We start from the raw sequence: 19,037 nt of genomic DNA, 5'->3' as shown, positions 1-19,037 counted from the left end.
GTCAGTCTGTGTGTGGCGCCCGGGCATTTGGCCGGAGCACTCTTGAAAAAAGGGGCATTATACGCCTGCCAATCGCGTATTTCTAAGTCAGCTTCACTGGTCTGATTTTGCGCTAGAAGAAGGTCAGCCCCACCTGGAAGAGTTTCTCAACATCCCTCACCCGGGTTTTGTCCACCAGGAACAGCACCACGTGGTCGTCCGGCTGCACCCGCAGGTGGTCGTGGGCAATGAGCACTTCGTTGTGGCGAACAATAGCGCCGATGGTGGTACCTTCCGGCAGGTTGATCTCATCAAGCCGTTTCCCCACTACCTTGGAGGAACGATGGTCGCCATGGGCAATAGCCTCGATGGCCTCGGCAGCGCCTCTGCGCAGTGAGTGAACGTTTACTACGTCACCGCGGCGCACATGCGTGAGCAGGCTGCCGATAGTGGTTTGTTGGGGCGAAATGGCCACATCGATATCGCCGCCCTGGATCAGGTCCACGTAATCGGGGTTGTTGATCAGGGTCAGTACCTTGCGCGCGCCCAGGCGTTTGGCCAGTAGCGAGGCCATGATGTTGGCTTCGTCATCGTTGGTGACGGCGCAGAACACATCGGTATTCTCGATGTTTTCTTCCAGCAGAATGTCTTTGTTGGCGGCATCCCCCTCCAGCACCACAGTCTTTCGAAGACTTTCCGACAGCATCACGCAGCGTTCATGGTCCCGTTCCAGCAACTTCACCTGGTAGCGTGATTCCAGGGTGTGGGCCAGGCGCTGGCCAATGTTGCCACCCCCACAGATGAAAATGCGTTTGTAAGCCTTTTCCAATGGCTGCAGCTCGCTCATTACCGAGCGGATGTGGTCGGAGGCGGCGATAAAGAACACCTCGTCGCCGTCCTCAATCACCGTGTCGCCCTTGGGCATGATAGCCCGGTCTTTCCTGAATATGGCAGCTACCCGGGTTTCAATCTTGGGCATGTGGGCGCGCAGATACGACAACTCGTGCCCCACCAGCGGCCCGCCTTGCGTGGCGCGAATGGCGACCAGCTGGATCAGGCCTTTGGAGAACTCCAGTACCTGCAGGGCGCCCGGGTATTCGATCAGCCGCGTGATGTGTTTGGTGACCAGGTGTTCCGGGCTAATCAGAACATCGATGGGAAAGCCACGCAGGCTGTCCAGGTCTTTTTTCTGCTCGCGCTGATAAAACAGCTCTGGTTTCGCCAGGTAGGCATTGGCCCTGACACGGCAGATGGTTGTCGGTGTCTTATACATCAGCTTCGCCACCTGACAGGCCACCATGTTGACCTCGTCGCTGTTGGTGACGGCTATCAGCATGTCGCCATCTTCTGCGCCGGCTTGTCTCAGCACCGTCGGGAACGATGCCTTGCCCTGAACCGTACGAATATCGAGGCGATCCTGAAGCTCCCGCAGGCGCGCACCGTTGCTGTCGATCACAGTGATGTCATTGGCTTCGTTGGCAAGATTTTCTGCCAGGGTTCCACCCACCTGGCCGGCGCCGAGAATCAGGATTTTCATGGTTCAGGTTTCTCCAGCACGGCGTAAAAGAATCCATCGTGGCTTTCGGCAGCAGGCAGAAGCTGGCGACCGGTTTCCATGTCACGGCCCCATAACACGTCCGGCTCTATCAGAACGGCATCATTTTGCTGCTTCAGGAACCGACGGATTATACGGTGATTTTCCTGCGGGAACACGGAACAGGTCGCATACACCAGGCGACCTCCCGGAGCGAGCACCTGCCACATGGCCTCCAGAAGGCCCAGTTGGATGCTGGCCAGGGGCACAATGTCTGATTCCCTGCGCAGTAATTTGATGTCCGGATGCCGGCGAATCACCCCGGTGGCGCTGCAGGGGACATCCAGGAGAATGCGGTCAAACGGCCGCTGATCCCACCATTGGTCAATATCTGCTGCATCCGCCTGCTTCAGGGTGGCGATGAGGTCCAGCCGGTCCAGATTTTCCTGCACACGGGGTAATCGATCGGTGGACTCGTCAATGGCGACCACTTCGTCCAGCGCTGCGCAACTTTCCAGAATAGCGCAGGTTTTGCCTCCCGGTGCCGCGCAGGCATCCAGCACCCGTTGGCCAGGGGCCAGATCCATCAGGGTGGTGCACAGCTGGGCCGCCTCATCCTGAACACTGACAGCGCCGTCGGCAAACCAGGGCAGGCGGTCCACCGGCACGGGCGCGACAAGCTGAATACCATAAGGTGCGAACAGGGTGGCGGCGGCTTCGATACCGGCGTCTGCCAGGTGCTGAAGGTAGCCGTTACGGCTGAACCGGCGGGCATTTACCCGCAGGGTCATGGGCGCTTGGGCGTTGTTTGCGTCCAGTATGGCCTGCCAATCGTGGGGCCAGTTATGGCGAAGCTTTTCCAGCATCCAGTGGGGGTGGCTGAAGCGTGCGACGTCGTCAGGCCAGGCAGGTTCCCCTTCCCGTTCCGCTGCTCGCAGTACGCCATTCGTGAGCCCGGTCAGGTGGGGTTTGTTCAGGGCGCGGCAGGCTTCCACGGTTTCGTTCAGTACTGCGTAGGGGGCCTGCTGGCTGAAGCGAAGCTGGAACAGAGCCACCAGCAACAGGTGGTGCACAATCCGGTCCGGCTTACGCAGTGGTTTTTTCAGGCGGGCCTGCAATTCGGCATCAAGGCGGTGAAACCAACGGCAGCTGCCATAACACAGGGCCTGGAGTTGCGGGCGCTCGTTATCCGCAACTTCATTCAGGGCCCGGGGCAGGCACTGGGTCAGTGATTGGCCATTTTCCACCGCTTGCAGAACCCCGGCGGCCACGGACCGCACTGGCTGGCCCCGATCATTCATTCAATGCAGCTCCTGCCCGGGCATCAGTATTTCCTTGCCGCCATTGATCAGGTCGTCGGCTGACTGCGGGCGCGAGCCAGCCAGTTGCAACCGGGTGATCCTCAGGGACTCCAAGCCACAGGCAACATCGATGCCCTTCCGGCTGCGGCGGATCACCGTACCGGGGTGTTTGTCACTGGTATCGTCAAGTATTTCGGCCTGATGAATGCGGATGCGCAGGTCGTCCAGATCGGTGAAGGTGCCTGGCCATGGGTTGAAGGCACGAATCATGCGGCCAATGGCGGGGGCGTCCAGGGTCCAGTCTATATGGCCTTCTTCCTTGCTGAGCTTGCTGGCGTAACAGGCTCTGGCTTCGTCCTGTGCTTCGCCGCGGAGCTCGCCCTTTTCCAGGTGTTCCAGTGCCTTGACGATGGCTTCGCCGCCCATATCGGCCAGACGGTCATGAAGGCTGCCGCCGGTATCCTCTTCGGTGATCGGTGTAATGGCTTTCAGCAACATCTCGCCGGTGTCGAGGCCCGCGTTCATCTGCATGATGGTGATGCCAGTCTCACGGTCTCCGGCGGCAATGGCTCGCTGAATCGGTGCGGCACCGCGCCAGCGGGGTAACAGAGAGGCATGGATGTTCAGGCAGCCGTGGCGGGGGAGGTCCAGCACTTCCCGAGGCAGGATCAATCCGTAGGCCGCCACAATCATTACATCTGCATCCAGCGCCCGCAGCTCTTCTCGGGCCTCGGTTGTTTTCAGGGATTCGGGCTGGAACACGTCAATATTGGCATTCAGGGCCACCTGTTTGACCGGGCTGGGTGTCAGCTTGCGACCGCGGCCGGCGGGCCGGTCGGGCTGGGAATAGACACCAACCACCTGGTGGCGGGTTTCCAGCAATGCCTTGAGTGCGGTTGCTGCAAAATCGGGGGTGCCGGCAAAAACAATTCGCACGGGCTATTGTTCCCTGGTCCGTTGAATACGAAAAGACCGGGTTTGCACCCGGTCCCGGTTCATTCTGCTTGAGCTGTCTCAGGCACTTTTCTTGTGGAGCTTTTCCAGTTTCTTGCGAATCCGGGTGCGTTTGAGCGAGCTCAGGTAGTCCACAAACAGCTTGCCATTGAGATGATCCATCTCATGCTGGATACATACCGCAAGCAGGCCGCGAGCTTCGATTTCAAACGGGTTACCGTTCCGGTCGGTTGCCCGGATCATGCAGTGCTCAATTCGCGAAACGTCTTCATAAAAGCCTGGCACGGAGAGGCAGCCTTCCTGCATGTCTTCCAGCTCGCCTTCCAGTACGTCCACTTCCGGGTTGATGAAAACCCGTGGTTCGCTTTTGTCTTCGGACAGATCCATCACAATGATCTGTTTATGTACGTTCACCTGGGTGGCCGCAAGGCCAATGCCGGGCGCATCGTACATGGTCTCGAACATGTCGTCGATCAGCTTGCGGGTCTCGTCAGTTACCTTGTCCACGGGTTTGGCGATGGTGCGCAAGCGGGGGTCCGGGTATTCGAGAATATCTAGTATCATAGCGCTCGTACTTTTGGTTTCTGAATCTGGTTTCTACCGTTATGTTTTGTAACGGTGTGAATACTGTCTCCGAAATGCGACAGCGTACTGCGCATTTTACTATCCCGTGGCTATTATGATCGGGATGAAAGAGCCGGTTTCAACGGGTTGTCGCCATTTATAGCGCTATTATCCCTCAACTCGCTCATTGAGTACAAACTGATCAGCTGATAGTTAAAAGCTTTCGACCGTTACGTAGAATTTACTGGAAGAACAAAAGATAACATCACAATTTGCGAGACATCTTCTATAGTAGTGGTATAAAAGGCAGAGTACCGGCTGTATACCAAGAACAGAATCTAGCGATTCAAGGCACGCGATCAAGGACATAAACAATGAGGAAACTGCTGTACGCTCTGGCAGCAAGCATGTTGCTGCTAACTTCCTGGGCCCAGGCGGCCCCGGATCTGAGGTCCGACCATCCCGAGCGTTACACGGTCGTGAAGGGTGACACCCTGTGGGATATTTCCGCACGCTTTCTGAACAATCCCTGGTATTGGCCGGAAATCTGGCATGTCAATCCACAGGTTCAGAACCCGCACCTGATTTACCCCGGCGACGAACTGGCATTGGTCTACATCGACGGTGAGCCGCGTGTAACCAAGGTATCCAATGATCGCGTGGTGAAGTTGTCACCGAAGGTGCGCTCCGAAGCAATCGACACGCCGATTCCGGCGATACCGCTTGACGCAATCAGCAGTTTCCTTACCGATACCCGCATTGTGAATGTTGACGAGCTTAGTGGCGCGCCTTACGTGCTGGAAGGCGAAGACGGCCGCATTATCACTGGTGCTGGTGACCGCATCTATGCCCGTGGTGAAAAGCCGGCGGATAATCTGGGCGTTTTTCGCCGCAGCAAGGAGTTCCGCGATCCGGAAACCGGTGAATTCCTTGGCCTTGAAGCCCGCAGTATCGCCCGTGGTGAAGTTATCGCGGAAAACAGTGACGTTCTTACCCTTCGTCTGAAACAGTCCAGCGAGGAGGTTCGCATTGGTGACCGTCTGCTGGTGAGCGAGGAACGTCGCATCACCACCAGCTTCGTGCCCAGTTCACCGGACAGTGATATTGAGGCGGAGATGATTTCTGTCGACGGTGGTGTCAACCAGATTGGCCAGTTCGACGTGGTTGCGATTAATCGCGGCGAGCGTGAGGGTCTGAAGCCGGGTAATGTTATGGCGGTCCTGAAGAGTGGCAATCTTGTGCGGGACCCGGTCACCAATGAAACCATCGAGCTCCCCTCCGAGCGTGCAGGGCTGATGATGGTGTTCCAGACTTACGAGAAAATGAGCTACGGCCTTATTCTGCAGGCCACACGCCCATTGTCGGTTGGTGACAAGGTGACAAACCCCTGACAGGCTCAATATCGATGCCTGAACGGGTGTGAAAGCGAGTATAAACAAGGAGTCGCATCGTCGGCTCCTTTTTTATGGCATACTCAGATATCGGTGCCGCCAGGAAGGCGAGTCCCGTCATCAGTATCGATCCAGGGAAGGATGTGTAATGCCCTCAACGAACCGTTCTCCGTCTACTCTGGACCTGTTGCAGTCGCCAACCGGGTTCTGGTTGTTGCTTTCCTGCCTCCCCAAATTCGGTGCCCGCCGTCAGCAGGCCATACTCGAACACTATCCCGATTTCCAGGGACTGTTGACCACTAATGCCGCCACACTGAAAGCACTCGGGTTGGCCGCAGAGACCGTCGAGGCTCTGGAAGCATGGCGTCGCCGGGATACTGCCCACCCCGTCGTTGCCAGTACCGTCGCTATCCACAGGGATTGCCTCAGAACCGGCACCGATATATTGACCATGGCAGACGCGGACTACCCCGAACCACTGAGGCACATCCAGGACCCGCCACTGGTACTTTATCTGCGTGGCAACCGCACTCTTCTTGGGCGGGAACAGATAGGTATCGTTGGTAGCCGCAACGCCACCCGCGCGGGGCTCGAACACGCGCGCTCATTCGCCGCAGCGCTGGGCCGAAAAGGTCTGCTGGTGACCAGTGGGATGGCCCTCGGTGTGGATGGCGCCGCCCACGCAGGGGCGCTGGATGCCGGCTTTCCGACGGTGGCAGTGATTGGCAATGGCGTAGACCAGCCCTACCCTTATCGTCACCGCACGCTGAGCGAACGCATTGCCACTGAAGGTGTCATGGTGTCTGAATACCCACCGGGCACCTCTGCCAAAGCAGGTCATTTTCCCAGGCGAAACCGGATTATCAGTGGTCTCAGCCGGGGTATCCTGGTGGTGGAAGCGGGGCTGAAAAGCGGCTCCCTGATCACCGCTCGCCTGGCGCTGGAACAGGGGCGCGAGGTCTTTGCCATTCCCGGTTCCGTGCATAATCCCCTGGCCCGCGGGTGCCATGACCTGATTCGGCAGGGCGCCAAGTTGGTGGAAACCGTGGATGATATCTGTGAGGAACTGGGCGCCTGGTGGAGCAATCAGGATCAGGACGGGGCATCCAGCGAACAGGAAAAGACACCGGGCGAGCAGGCAATGGCAGGGCTGGACTCCCGGGAAATCGCGGTTCTGGAGGCTTTAGGGTATGATCCGCAATCAACCGATGATTTATGTTCAGTGACAGGCCTTCCCGCTGACCAGTTGATGCAGTCGCTGTTGCTTCTGGAGCTCCAGGGGCTGGTGGATTCTGCTCCCGGAGGTTTCCAGCGGATTGCCTGAACTGCTCCAGTGGCCTGACGATTCCATGAAAAAACCACAGCAACCTTTGTCTGACTGGCACCTTCATTGTGCCCGCCGCACCTTATTCGATGGTGGCGTCATTGCCTATCCTACCGAAGCTGTCTGGGGCCTGGGCTGCGACCCCTGGGACCCGGACGCGGTAGAGCGAATTCTTGAACTGAAGCAGCGCCCGGTCGAGAAAGGCGTGATTCTTGTGGCCGCCTCCGTGGATCAGATAAGGTTCCTGCTGGATCCGTTGCCACAAGAGCTGCAGGAAAAAGCCATGGCCAACTGGCCAGGCCCGGTGACCTGCCTGTTACCGGATGTCGACAAGCAGATTCCGGATCAGGTGAGGGGGCGCCACAGCTCCATCGCCGTGCGTGTCAGTGATCACCCCATCGTGCGCGCATTGTGCGAGACTGCGGGTTTTCCCCTGGTCTCCACGTCCTGCAACCCCGCGGGGCGTCCGCCGGCGAGAACGTCCTGGCAGGTGCGCCGATACTTTGAGGGGCAACTGGACTGGCTGGTGCCGGGAAAGCTGGGTAATAATCGCCAACCCAGCCGTATTATCGATATCGTCAGTGGAAAACAACTGCGCTAGGAGCTCTCATGGCAAAGCAACCTGACAGCAATGCCGTCAAACAGTACCTTCTGGGACTGCAGGAGCAGATTTGCCAACGGCTGGCCGCAGTTGACGGCAAGGGTAAATTCGAAACCGATGCCTGGGACCGGCCGGAAGGTGGAGGCGGTATCAGCCGGGTGATCACGGACGGAGCCGTGTTTGAAAAGGGCGGGGTTAATTTCTCCCATGTGATGGGTGAAACCATGCCTGCCTCAGCCACCGCGCACCGCCCCCACCTGGCAGGCGCCCCCTGGCAGGCCATGGGAGTATCACTGGTGTTGCATCCCCACAACCCCTACGTGCCCACCTCTCACGCCAATGTGCGGTTTTTCATGGCGACACCGGAAAATGCCGAGCCGGTGTACTGGTTCGGTGGTGGTTATGACCTTACTCCCTACTATGGTTTCGATGATGACTGCGTGCACTGGCACCGGGTGGCGAAGGCGGCCTGTGATCCCTTCGGTGGGCAGATGTACCATCAATACAAGCACTGGTGTGACGACTACTTCTACCTCAAACACCGGGATGAACCCCGTGGAATTGGTGGACTGTTTTTTGACGATCACAATACCGGTGACTTCGACCGTGACTTTGCCCTGATGCAATCCGTAGGCGACAGTTTCATCGAGGCCTATGAACCTATTGTCCAGCGCCGCAAGGGCATGCCCTGGGGTGATCGTGAGCGGGAGTTCCAGCTCTATCGCCGTGGGCGCTACGTAGAGTTCAACCTGGTGTACGATCGCGGCACATTGTTTGGTCTGCAGTCCGGCGGGCGTACCGAATCCATCTTGATGTCCTTACCCCCGCTGGTACGTTGGGAGTACAGTTATACGCCGGAGCCGGGTTCGGAAGAGGCACGGCTGACCGAGCATTTTCTCACCGGGCTGGACTGGCTGGAGACTGCCAATGAATAACGATCTGTATGCCGTGGTGGGCAACCCCATCAGCCATAGCAAATCCCCCCGTATCCACAGTCTGTTTGCCAGCCAGACGGGCGAAAAACTGGAATACACCGCCATCCAGGCCCCGGAAGACGATTTTGCCGGTACCGTAACAGGCTTCTTTCAGCGCGGTGGCCAGGGATTGAATGTCACCGTACCGTTCAAGGAGCAGGCCTGGAAGCTGGCGGATCGTCGCACAGAACGCGCGGAACTGGCGGGGGCGTCCAACACCCTGTATCAGGACAGTAAAGGCCTACTGACCGCCGATAACACGGATGGCAAGGGGCTGGTGACAGACCTGACGGTTAATCATGGCATCAGCCTGACGGGCAAGCGTATTCTGGTTCTTGGCGCGGGTGGCGCCGTTCGTGGCGTATTGGGGCCGATATTGGCGGAACATCCGGACGCGCTGACAATCGCCAATCGCACCGTTGCGAAAGCCGAGGGTCTGGTCAAGTTGTTCAAGCCCGTTTCCGGACAGACCCGGTTTGATGCGTGCGGGTTCGAGCAGCCAGCAGAGCCCTTCGATCTCATCATAAATGGCACCAGCGCCAGCCTGCAGGGCGACCTGCCACCGGTTTCTGCAGATGTGATCGGTGTCGAGACCGTAATTTACGACATGATGTATTCTCTGCAGACCACTACGTTCAATCAGTGGGCGCTGGACCAGGGAGCCACGCGGGTGTTTGATGGCCTGGGCATGCTGGTGGAGCAGGCAGCGGAGTCGTTCCGGATATGGCGAGGGTTCAGCCCGAAAACACAGCCGGTGATCGACGAGCTGCGAAACGACTGAGCCCAGGTATGACGCATGGACTATGCTCAGCAGGTGTACAAGATTCCCAAAGGTCGCTGACAAAAGGTCTCTGATGGATATTCTAACCCTTGTGGGTCTGGTGGCAGGCGTTCTGATCGTTGTTTTCGCCATGCTGGCCAATGCGTCGATTCTTACCTTTTTAAACCTTCCCGGACTGGCAATCGTGCTGGGTGGCACTTTTGCCGTTACCCTGATCAAGTTTCGCCTTCCCTCGGTCATGGGTGCATTCCGGTTGGCGTTTGCCGCCGCCTTTACCGAGCGAGTGGAACGCCCTGCAGATCTGATCCGGGAGGTAGGCACGCTGGCACTGGTGGTGCGCAAGGAAGGTATCCTGGGCCTGGAGAACCATGACACCGGTAACGAGTTCCTTCGCAAGGCCATCAACCTTTGTGTGGACGGGCACCCGCCGGAGTTGGTCGAGGAGGCGTTGGCCCAGGAAACCCAACAGTCAGCAGAGCGCTATGATGTCGCCGAGCGGGTGTTTCGTGGTATCGGTGAATCGGCACCTGCCATCGGTATGCTGGGTACCCTGGTGGGCCTGGTACAGATGCTCAATACCCTGGATGATCCCTCCTCCATTGGCCCGGCCATGGCCATTGCTCTGCTGACGACGCTTTACGGTGCCTTTATCGCCCAACTGATCGCCCTTCCCCTGGCGGACAAGCTCCAACTCAAGGCAGAGGACGAGGCCCGCAATCAGGTGCTGATTACCACCTCGATGCGCAACATCATGCGTGGAGAAAACCCGCGGGTAATGACTGAGTTGCTGTCTTCCTTCGTGACTCCGGATCAGCGCACCAACCTGGCGCCGGAGCGGGAGGCCTAGGTTTTGCTTGTTCGCCAGCCAGTAAAAAGGAAAAAACACGGCCGCGGCTCTCCGGCCTGGATAGTGACCTTTGCGGATCTGGCCACACTGCTGCTGACGTTTTTTATCCTATTGTTATCCTTTGCGGAAATGGATGTTGAAAAGTATCGCGCCATGGCCAATTCCATGGCCGTGGCCTTCGGAAGTAACCAGGTGCTCGCGGATGACGTGGGCGGGTCTCCCCTGACCCTGATTGAGTCGGATACCGTATCCCTGCCGGAACCAACCGACACCACCGCCAGTGAACCGGAATTTATTGATGAGCGTGCTGAGAGAGACGCGCCCACGAAGATTTCTGCCGGGATCATTGAGCTGGCCAGCCGCATGATTGAGGAATTGGAGGCGGAGGTGGCGTCAGAAGCATTGAATGTTACTTATGACGAAAACCAGGTGGTCATCCGTTTTTCCGAAGAGGCGACTTTCCGTTCCGGTGAAGCAGCCATCAAGCCGGAAATGATACCCATCATTGAACGGGTGGTGGATGTTCTGTCGGGTTGCACCGGCGACGTACTGGTAGCCGGCTATACCGATGATCGCCCCATATCCAGCAGCCGCTATCGCTCCAACTGGGACCTGTCTGCAGCGCGGGCGGTTTCGGTGGTTCATGAGCTGGTGCTGAACCGGAAGGTACCGGCAGAACGGGTCGTGGCTGCTGGCCGGGCGGAAACCAATCCCCTGGCACCAAACGACAGTGAGGAAAACCGGGCAAAAAACCGGCGTGTGGAAATTGCTATCCGGAACCCGGAATGCAATGACAGCATTGATACTAATCAGTTGCCGGTAGAAATCATGCCGTAACAGCGCCTTATGCCTGCTGGGCAGCCTCTCATAGTCAATTCAACTAACTCCTCAGCGTTCAGATCTTTATACTGTGCAGCCCCGAATGAACACATTTGCTGATTCAATCTGTTGATACAAAAGGGCCAGAGAAATTATGAGCGGACCAGACAAGCCAAAAGTCATTGGTGAGGAATGGAGCGATGAGCGAGTAAAGAGTTTTCTGGCGATTGCTCCCTACGACAGCAATATCAATGCTGACTTCAATGCCCTGATCAAGGCATACCAGGCCATGATTGCTGAAGATTTCGAGCGCTTTGTCGGGTTCTTTGTGGAAGCTGGGAGGGATATTAACGCTTTGGATGAGAACGGTGAGACATTCCTCGACCTGGTATCACGGCACCGTCGCAGCATTGCTTACGCAGAAATACTCAAAAAAGCCGGAGCGAAAACAACGGCAGAGGCCGGGAACTAAGCCCCGGCCCTGCTACAGGCTGTTCTGTCGGTTACTGGACATCCACCTCAATGGCCTTGGGTTCGGCCGGCTCGGCTTTTGTCAGGGTCAGTGACAGAATCCCGTCCTTGAAGCTGGCCCTGATGCTGTTTTCGTCCACATTTTCGGGCAGAGTGAACCGACGCAGGAAGCTGCCGTAGACCCGCTCGATGCGGTGGTGCTTTTTGTCGTTGGTTTCTTCCTCGTGTTTGCGCTCACCCTGAATGGTCAGCACACCGTCATGCACCGTGACTTTCACATCGTCCTTCGACATGCCAGGCAGTTCAGCTTCGATGTTGAAAGCTTCCGGGGTTTCCTTGATATCCACAGCCGGGGCCCAGTCGCTGCGGCTGAACAGGTCTTTACCTTCTCTTTCACCGTTATTGCGGGTCAGGCCAAACAGTCGGTTGTAACGGTTCATCAGGTCATCGAATTCATTGACCGGATTCCAGCGGGTTATGTTAGCCATACGAAACTCCTCCTACGAGATTGAAATAACACGTTGATGTCAGATTCAATCGCGGAACAGCTCCATACCGGTGGCGCCAGCCGGATGGTTTTCCGTGAACGTCTGCTATTTCTGAATGTAGGATCGCCTTTTCATTTTTCAATACCCCCGGTATCAGATATTTCAATGGCATCGAGGGGCGCACCAAAATGTTGTTGCAGGAAAGGCCGGAATTGGGCCATGGAAGGTCCTTTCTGGTTTTTCCAGGGTTGTGCACCCCAACTGAACCCGGACAGTCGATCATTGGCGACAAAGGGTGTAAGCAGCTCCGGATCGGCACTGATGATATGTACAATCACATCGCGGCTGGAATCCTCACCAGTGATCAGTGGCGCTGCCTGATGGTCGCCCAGCAGTATCAGCAGAGTCTGGTTGTCGACATGACGGGTTGCGTATTCAGCGGCGACGTTCAGGGCGTAGTCAAGAGCAAGGGCGTAATGCTCCCGCACCCGTTCCGGATCTCGCCACAGGCTCGCCGGCGTTTCGCCGCTATTTTTCCATTGGTTGAACGTCTCACCGTCGCCAATGCTGTCCCAGTCCTCCAGCACCGGCAGTACAGGCACCCAGGGAGCATGGCTGCTTATCAGCGCAAGTTCGGCAAACAGCGGTGTCGTGGCCCGGTCCCGGATCTGGCGCTGAAACCAGGACCAGGTGTACTGGTCCGGCATGGTCACCCAGTTAAGAGCGGGGCCACGGTAATCCATGGTGGAGGACTCGTAGATCCGGTTGTAACCAAAAGCCTGGCCTTCAGGCCAGGCTTCGGTAATGGCTGGCATGACCGCTACCGTGTCGTGGCCGGTGGTGTCCAGGTCGTCAATCAGTGTAGGGAAGTCGCTGGCCAGGAAAATCTCATAGTCCAGTTGGGTGTTTATCCATTGGCCGCTGAGGAGTGTGGTGTGTGCCAGCCAGGACTGGCCGCCCTGAACCGGTGAACGCAGTCGACCCGTCACGATGTGCAGGCCGGCCTCATTCAGTTTTTGTCCCATCTGGTCCAGGCGAGCACCAATGACTGGCTGGTAACGGGGATCCGTCACTGCTGAAATGCCATAGGATTCGATAAAACCCAGAATGACATCGGTTTTGGCCAGTCCGGACAGGGGTGTGATCTGAGCGGCACCGGGGTTGTCTTCAAGACGTTGCCGGAACGCCAATGTTGACTGGTGGGTATCTGCCGCCAGCTGAATCTGTGTTGCTGCGAGCCGGGAGGCGCTCAATCCGGCTATAGACTGAGGTAGCCAGGATGCGGCCACGGTAATCGTTCCGACTACTGCCAGCAACCCGCCCGCTTTGCCCGACATCCCCGCGCCAAGCCGTGACAACAGCCTGGCAACATAGCTACCCAGGCCGACAAAAAAGACGGTCAGCATCAGGACGACCAGAAGCGAAAGGCCAAGTCCGAGGTTGCTCTCCATCAGGTCGAACACCGAACCGGCAACGCCCAGCTCCAGATAGAGATTGAATGGCCGCCCGATGCTCTGCCGGACCAGCACATCGCTGAGGGCAAAGAAGGCCAGTATCGCGTAAAGGGCACCGATGGCCCCGGCCAGTATCTGCTTGCTTCTCCCGCCCGGCCATACTGCAAACAGGCCAGTCAGCAGCAGCGCATCAGCCGCAATCCACGGTATCCAGGGATAACGGGGAAGCAGCAGCGCCACGAACAGGGCGTTGAGCAGCAGTGTGGTGGCAATCAGTCGTTTCACATCCTTCTCCGATGGATAACCGGGTGTAAGTGCCCAATGAGGTAATTCTGCGTCCCCAATAGGTATCGCGACCAGCCTGCCAGGCAGCGTTATGAAGACTCACGAGTGCATTGCGGTCCCTGCACAGCAGGCTGACTTGCCGGTGTTCCAGTTGTTCAGGACCATGCTCGATGCAATGCCGGAGAAGCTCTGTCGTTCCCTTGTTTTCGGGCCGGACTCTGGCCAGCTGTCTGTGTAGCGAGTTCATGGCGGGCGACAGAATAGCCTGCTGGACGTTTGACAGGCCAAGGCCCTCCGGTAACAGCGGTGCACCGATGCTGGCTTCGTGAATCATTTGCGGGGGCTTGCGGCTCTCCGGAGTTATCAACAAATCCGCATCATCAAAGGCAAGCCCTGAGGACTGCCTGCCGAGCATGACCGACGTTGGCACAGCCAACAGCAACGGCAGCACCACAGGAAGTGACCACAGTAGCAGCGTCAGTGAGCCGGTCCAGACAGCGATGCCGCACAAGCACAGCGCCAGTGCAATACCGGTCCGGTGCTCATTGAGCGCTCGTCTCCATCCGGTCTCTCCCTGGCGATTCTGCCCCGCCCATTGCACGGGTAGATTGATCAGGGCACAGAATACCGAACGGCTATGGGCAAGCATTTTCACCGGCGCCAGCAGCAAGGAAATGATGGTTTCCAGCAGTACACTGACGGTAAGCCTTGGATTGCCGCCAAACAGTTTGCCTTGTCGAGTGGCCAGAATGTCGGCAACTGCAAGAATTCGCGGCAGAAACAGCAGACTCAGAGTACTCAGACCAAGTCCGAGAGCCAGTTGTGGGGCCCCTCCCAATGCCGGCGGTGTCATGGTCTGAGATTGTCCTGTCTGGCTGGCTGTCACCATGGTCAATAACACGAATAGCAGCCAAAACGGCGATGCCAGGTAGGACATGATGCCGTTTACGAAGGCCATGCGATGGGCAAAGCGAAGATCAGGCGTGGTCATCAGTATCCACAGATGCTGCAGGTTGCCCCTTGCCCAGCGGTGGTCACGGATCAGCTCATCCTCCAGGGTCGGGGGCGACTCCTCGTGACTCTGCTGTAGTGAAGGCTCCAGCCATACTTCGTAGCCCGCCCTGCCCATGAAGGCAGCCTCTACAAAATCATGGCTGATGACAGGACCCCGGAAAACACCGGGCCCGGTGAGCTTACGCAGTCCGCAGTGAGTCATGAATGCGTCTACGCGAATAATAGCGTTGTGACCCCAATAGGCGGCATCGCCCATCTGGATCGCCGCCAGGCCGGTAGCGAACAGAGGCGAATAAACGCGACTGGCAAACTGTCGCAGACGGGCAAACGGGGTTTGCGCACGAATCACGGTAGGGCTGGTCTGGATGATGCCTACGCCGGGCTCAAGTTCCATCAGCCGGACCAGCCTGCTCAGGGTTTCACCCCCCAGCAGGCTATCGGCATCCAACACAACCATATAGCGATATCGACGGCCCCATCGGCGCAGGAAGTCTGCAATATTGCCGCTTTTATAGTTCAGATTGACGGTGCGCCGGCGGTAGAAAAGCCGTTCGCCCGCTTTCATCTCCCGAGCCAGGGCCTGCCATGCTGCCTGCTCCGCCAGCCAGATCTCCGGGTCCCGGGTATCGGACAGAATATAGAAATCAAAGTGCTGCAATCGCCCCTGACGTTCAAGCTCCCGGTAAACAGCCCGCAGCCCTGACAGTGTCCGCTCCACCGGCTCGTTGCAAATGGGAATGACGACGGCGGTAGGCGCAAGAGCAGTTTCTGTGAGGGATATCTCCGTGTGGCGTCTAGCGAGGCTGTACTTGTCCCCTCCCATTCGCCGGATCACAAAACCGAAAATAGCGGTCCAACAACCGATGGCGATCCAGCCATGAAGAATGGCAAAAAGGCTTATCAGCAAAGTGTTGAAAAAGGATCCGCTTTCATTCGGCACGAGCCATGTCAGGGCAACAACAGCTGCCGCCGTCTGGCCGAGAACCAGAACTGCCAACAGTGAGCGTCGACACCAAGCTGCCGGCCGCCAAGCGATAACTTCTGAATCCCGTCCGGCGGCCGGATCCTTGTCTTTGCTGCGCTGGTTATCGGGCATTTGGCCAGTAGCCAATGCTGCCCCGCTCAACCCTGGGTGCTGAGCGGGGAACATCGGAGGACGGGATATCCACGTAGGCTGGCGCCAGTTCCAGGGCGCGTCCAACGTCATTCCCTCTGCCCTCTGACGCTACAGCCGAAACCAGCGCCCTGGCCTGCCTGCGAAGCTCTGGTGAAGGTGCGATGCCGCAGGCCACCAAATACGCGCTGACTCGTTCAAACAGTGGTTGATGCAGTGGTGCTTTCATAACGATGCCTCTGATCATAAGTTGAACAACAGAAGCAAATACGCTGGCACTGGCTGTTTCAGATTAGCGAGCCGGATTAAACCTCGTTCAGGTATCCATCCTTGAGCTTCACGTAGTTACTGGCGGTGTAGCGAAAAAAGGTTTTCTCTTCGTCCGTCAGCGCCCGTGCCTGACGGCAGGGCGACCCCACGTAAAGATAGCCGGATTCCAGCGTTTTGCCCGGCGGTACCAGACAACCGGCCGCCACAATCACCTCGTCTTCCACCACGGCGCCATCCATAATGATGCAGCCCATGCCTACAAGAACCCGGTTGCCCACGGTGCAACCATGCAGTAGTGCTTTATGGCCAATGGTGACATCATCGCCAATCGTAAGCGGATAACCGCCCGGGTTGAAATCACTGGCATGAGTGATGTGCAGAACGGATCCGTCCTGAACGCTACAACGGTCACCAATACGGATTTTGTGCATGTCACCGCGCACCACGGTCATCGGCCAGATCGACACGTCATCACCTGTGACGACATCTCCGATTACCACGGCACTGGGATCAACCCAGGCGCGTTCTCCAAATTGTGGCGTGTTACCCTTGTGTGTTCGTACATTCGACATTACATATACTCATTGAGTGGATTGAAGCTTGTGGAGAAGGAGTCTCTGGGGGAGGCCTTTCCAAAACACGCTCAAGCACATCCCTGTGACGCTTGAGCTCCGCCATCCATGGCTCCGCACAGTTTTGGAAAGGCCTCCCCCAGAGACTCCCCGAGCACCGGAGTTATCTCAAATTACTTTAGACACCCGAAGCTGAGAAGGCGACTTATGAATAATCCGTTACTGACCGACGACCTGTTGCCAAGGTTCGACCATGTTCGCACTGAACACATGGAACCGGCAATTGACCAGATTCTCAGTGAAAACCGCATGAAAATCTCCCAGCTGGCACAGCAGGACGAGCCCACCTGGGAAACCCTGGCGCAGCCGATGCAGGCGACCGAGGACCGTTTGGAACGGGCATGGTCGGTGATTTCTCATCTCAACGGTGTGATGAACAACGATGATCTGCGTAAGGTTTATAAAAACTGCCTGGAAAAGCTTACCGAGTACAGCACTGAACTGAGCCAGAACGCTGAGCTATGCAACGCCTACAAGAAACTGGCAGCAAGCGACGAGTTCAAGGAACTGAGTGAAGCCCAGCGCAAGTCGGTGGAAAATACCCTGAGAGACTTCCATCTCGGTGGTGTCGATTTGCCGCCAGAGAAGAAAAAGCAGTACGCGGACCTGTCCATGGAGCTGTCGGAGCTGACAAACCGCTTCAGCGACAATGTTCTGGATGCTACCCAGCACTGGTTCAAGCACATCACCGACGTGGAAGATCTGGCGGGTGTCCCGGAATCCGCGCTGGATGGCGCAAAACAGGCAGCGCAACAGAAGGACCTGGACGGCTATGTTATTACGCTGGATTTCCCCAGTTTCTATCCGGTATTGACGTACTGTGACAATCGCGACCTGCGCCGTGAAGTCTACGAAGCGTTCGTGACCCGGGCGTCAGATATGGGCCCGGATGCAGGTACCTGGGACAACACACCAGTGATGGCGGAAATACTCAAGCGCCGTCACGCCATGGCAAAACTGCTAGGCTTCAACAATTACGCCGAGCGCTCCCTGGCCACCAAAATGGCGCGGAGCACCGACGAGGTGCTGGACTTCCTGAATCAGCTCGCGGCGAAGTCCAAGCCCATGGCCGAGCGGGAATTTGCCGATCTGAAGGCGTTTGCCAAAGACACCCATGGCGTCGACGACCTGCAGGCCTGGGATATTGGTTACTACAGCGAAAAGCTTCGCCACGACCGCTACGATATCTCCCCGGAAACCCTCCGCCCCTGGTTCCCGGTAGACAAAGTAGTGCCCGGACTGTTTGCGGTTGCCGAGAAACTCTTCGATGTGCAGATTGAGGCCAAACCCGAGGTGGAAACCTGGCACGCGGACGCCACTGCCTACTGCATCAGCCGTAATGGTGAGCCGCTGGCCTGGTTCTACCTCGACCTGTTTGCCCGCCAGGGCAAACGCGGCGGGGCATGGATGGCCGACTGCCGGGTACGCTGGCGCAACCTGCGCGGCCAGCTGCAGCTACCCGTGGCTTTCCTGACCTGTAACTTCACACCGCCGGTCAACGGCAAGCCGTCGTTGCTGACCCACGACGAAGTGACCACCCTGTTCCACGAATTCGGCCATGGCCTGCACCATATGCTGACGCAAGTGGACGTGCTGGACGTATCCGGCATCAACGGCGTGGCCTGGGACGCTGTGGAGCTGCCAAGCCAGTTCCTGGAAAACTGGTGCTGGAACCCGGACTCCCTGGCCCTGATTGCCGCGCACCATGAAACGGGCGAGCCGTTGCCGGAGGATCTGTTGCAAAAAATGCTGGCGGCCAAGAACTTCCAGTCCGGTATGGCCATGGTGCGACAGCTGGAATTCTCCCTGTTCGACTTCCGCCTGCACGCGGAATTTACGGATAGTGCACCTACGAACCCGTTGGATATGCACCGCAAAGTACGAAGCGAAATTGCCGTGGTGGAAGCACCAGCGTTCAACCGTTTCCCCAACAGTTTCTCCCACATCTTTTCAGGCGGATACGCCGCTGGCTATTACAGCTACAAATGGGCCGAAGTGCTGGCGGCGGATGCGTTTTCACTGTTTGAAGAGCGTGGCATTTTCGACCCGGAAACCGGCAAGGCGTTCCTGCAGAACATCCTTGAAAAAGGCGGTTCCCAGGAGCCGATGGAGTTATTCAAGGCCTTCCGCGGCCGCGAGCCGGAGGTGGATGCGCTGTTGAAACAAAGCGGTATAACGGAAGATGCTGCGTGATGTAACGTGAAACCTGCTTGTCGGATTAAGCTTCAGGGCGTAATCCG

The 19,037-nt window shown here is 57.4% G+C and carries 18 protein-coding genes; 9 read left to right on the top strand and 9 right to left on the bottom strand.

All coding sequences use genetic code 11. The features are described 5' to 3' along the window. Nucleotides 1-112: 112 nt before the first annotated feature. The 4 genes from trkA to def all read right to left on the bottom strand — a co-directional run bounded on the left by trkA (nucleotide 113) and on the right by def (nucleotide 4,332). On the bottom strand, nucleotides 113-1,516 hold the full coding sequence (gene trkA / locus M8010_RS01890) for a Trk system potassium transporter TrkA (RefSeq protein WP_250087369.1): 1,404 nt from the start codon (nucleotides 1,514-1,516) through the stop codon (nucleotides 113-115). After that, the gene (gene rsmB / locus M8010_RS01885; RefSeq protein WP_250087367.1) at nucleotides 1,513-2,814 is read right to left on the bottom strand and encodes a 16S rRNA (cytosine(967)-C(5))-methyltransferase RsmB; all 1,302 of its coding nucleotides are present in this window, start codon (nucleotides 2,812-2,814) and stop codon (nucleotides 1,513-1,515) included. The genes trkA and rsmB overlap by 4 nt, the downstream gene beginning before the upstream one ends. Continuing rightward, nucleotides 2,815-3,750, bottom strand: a complete 936-nt coding sequence (gene fmt, locus M8010_RS01880) for a methionyl-tRNA formyltransferase (RefSeq protein WP_250087365.1) — start codon at nucleotides 3,748-3,750, stop codon at nucleotides 2,815-2,817. A 78-nt stretch (nucleotides 3,751-3,828) separates the two neighbouring features. Continuing rightward, nucleotides 3,829-4,332, bottom strand: a complete 504-nt coding sequence (def, locus tag M8010_RS01875; RefSeq protein WP_250087363.1) for a peptide deformylase — start codon at nucleotides 4,330-4,332, stop codon at nucleotides 3,829-3,831. A 374-nt stretch (nucleotides 4,333-4,706) separates the two neighbouring features. Between def and M8010_RS01870 the strand changes: the two genes are divergently transcribed. From M8010_RS01870 to M8010_RS01835, 8 genes are all read left to right on the top strand, one after another. Beyond that, nucleotides 4,707-5,723 (top strand): LysM peptidoglycan-binding domain-containing protein, encoded by a 1,017-nt coding sequence (locus M8010_RS01870; protein ID WP_250087361.1) that lies wholly within the window; start codon nucleotides 4,707-4,709, stop codon nucleotides 5,721-5,723. A gap of 148 nt (nucleotides 5,724-5,871) precedes the next feature. After that, entirely contained in the window at nucleotides 5,872-7,047 is a 1,176-nt protein-coding gene (gene dprA / locus M8010_RS01865) for a DNA-processing protein DprA (protein WP_250087359.1), read from the top strand. A 25-nt stretch (nucleotides 7,048-7,072) separates the two neighbouring features. Beyond that, on the top strand, nucleotides 7,073-7,648 hold the full coding sequence (gene tsaC, locus M8010_RS01860) for an L-threonylcarbamoyladenylate synthase type 1 TsaC (protein WP_250090088.1): 576 nt from the start codon (nucleotides 7,073-7,075) through the stop codon (nucleotides 7,646-7,648). Nucleotides 7,649-7,656: 8 nt separating this feature from the next. Beyond that, complete coding sequence (gene hemF / locus M8010_RS01855) at nucleotides 7,657-8,583, top strand: oxygen-dependent coproporphyrinogen oxidase (protein ID WP_250087357.1); 927 nt, start codon at nucleotides 7,657-7,659, stop codon at nucleotides 8,581-8,583. After that, nucleotides 8,576-9,403, top strand: coding sequence for a shikimate dehydrogenase (aroE, locus tag M8010_RS01850; protein WP_250087356.1), 828 nt, complete (start codon nucleotides 8,576-8,578; stop codon nucleotides 9,401-9,403). The genes hemF and aroE overlap by 8 nt, the downstream gene beginning before the upstream one ends. 73 nt (nucleotides 9,404-9,476) lie before the next feature. Further along, nucleotides 9,477-10,250, top strand: coding sequence for a motility protein A (locus M8010_RS01845; protein ID WP_250087353.1), 774 nt, complete (start codon nucleotides 9,477-9,479; stop codon nucleotides 10,248-10,250). A 3-nt stretch (nucleotides 10,251-10,253) separates the two neighbouring features. Beyond that, entirely contained in the window at nucleotides 10,254-11,087 is an 834-nt protein-coding gene (locus tag M8010_RS01840; RefSeq protein ID WP_250087344.1) for a flagellar motor protein MotB, read from the top strand. 136 nt (nucleotides 11,088-11,223) lie between these two features. After that, nucleotides 11,224-11,541, top strand: coding sequence for a PA4642 family protein (locus M8010_RS01835; RefSeq protein ID WP_250087342.1), 318 nt, complete (start codon nucleotides 11,224-11,226; stop codon nucleotides 11,539-11,541). Between the two features lie 31 nt (nucleotides 11,542-11,572). Here the strand turns inward: M8010_RS01835 and M8010_RS01830 are convergent, their stop codons facing one another. The 5 genes from M8010_RS01830 to M8010_RS01810 all read right to left on the bottom strand — a co-directional run bounded on the left by M8010_RS01830 (nucleotide 11,573) and on the right by M8010_RS01810 (nucleotide 16,737). Next, nucleotides 11,573-12,028, bottom strand: a complete 456-nt coding sequence (locus tag M8010_RS01830) for an Hsp20/alpha crystallin family protein (RefSeq protein WP_250087336.1) — start codon at nucleotides 12,026-12,028, stop codon at nucleotides 11,573-11,575. Between the two features lie 131 nt (nucleotides 12,029-12,159). After that, entirely contained in the window at nucleotides 12,160-13,767 is a 1,608-nt protein-coding gene (locus M8010_RS01825) for an alkaline phosphatase family protein (protein ID WP_250087333.1), read from the bottom strand. Next, nucleotides 13,673-15,877, bottom strand: coding sequence for a glucans biosynthesis glucosyltransferase MdoH (mdoH, locus tag M8010_RS01820; protein ID WP_250087331.1), 2,205 nt, complete (start codon nucleotides 15,875-15,877; stop codon nucleotides 13,673-13,675). The genes M8010_RS01825 and mdoH overlap by 95 nt, the downstream gene beginning before the upstream one ends. Continuing rightward, nucleotides 15,867-16,124 (bottom strand): hypothetical protein, encoded by a 258-nt coding sequence (locus M8010_RS01815; RefSeq protein WP_250087329.1) that lies wholly within the window; start codon nucleotides 16,122-16,124, stop codon nucleotides 15,867-15,869. Before M8010_RS01815 ends, mdoH begins: the two co-directional genes overlap by 11 nt. A gap of 76 nt (nucleotides 16,125-16,200) precedes the next feature. Then, nucleotides 16,201-16,737 (bottom strand): gamma carbonic anhydrase family protein, encoded by a 537-nt coding sequence (locus tag M8010_RS01810; RefSeq protein ID WP_250087319.1) that lies wholly within the window; start codon nucleotides 16,735-16,737, stop codon nucleotides 16,201-16,203. A 207-nt stretch (nucleotides 16,738-16,944) separates the two neighbouring features. Here M8010_RS01810 and prlC point away from each other — a divergent pair, with 207 nt between their 5' ends. Then, entirely contained in the window at nucleotides 16,945-18,990 is a 2,046-nt protein-coding gene (gene prlC, locus M8010_RS01805; RefSeq protein ID WP_250087309.1) for an oligopeptidase A, read from the top strand. Nucleotides 18,991-19,037: the final 47 nt, after the last annotated feature.

This window comes from Marinobacter sp. ATCH36 (genome assembly GCF_023555055.1).
Classification (GTDB): domain Bacteria; phylum Pseudomonadota; class Gammaproteobacteria; order Pseudomonadales; family Oleiphilaceae; genus Marinobacter.
Note: the sequence above shows the minus strand (reverse complement) of the source record. Positions and strands in the feature narration are given on the sequence as shown.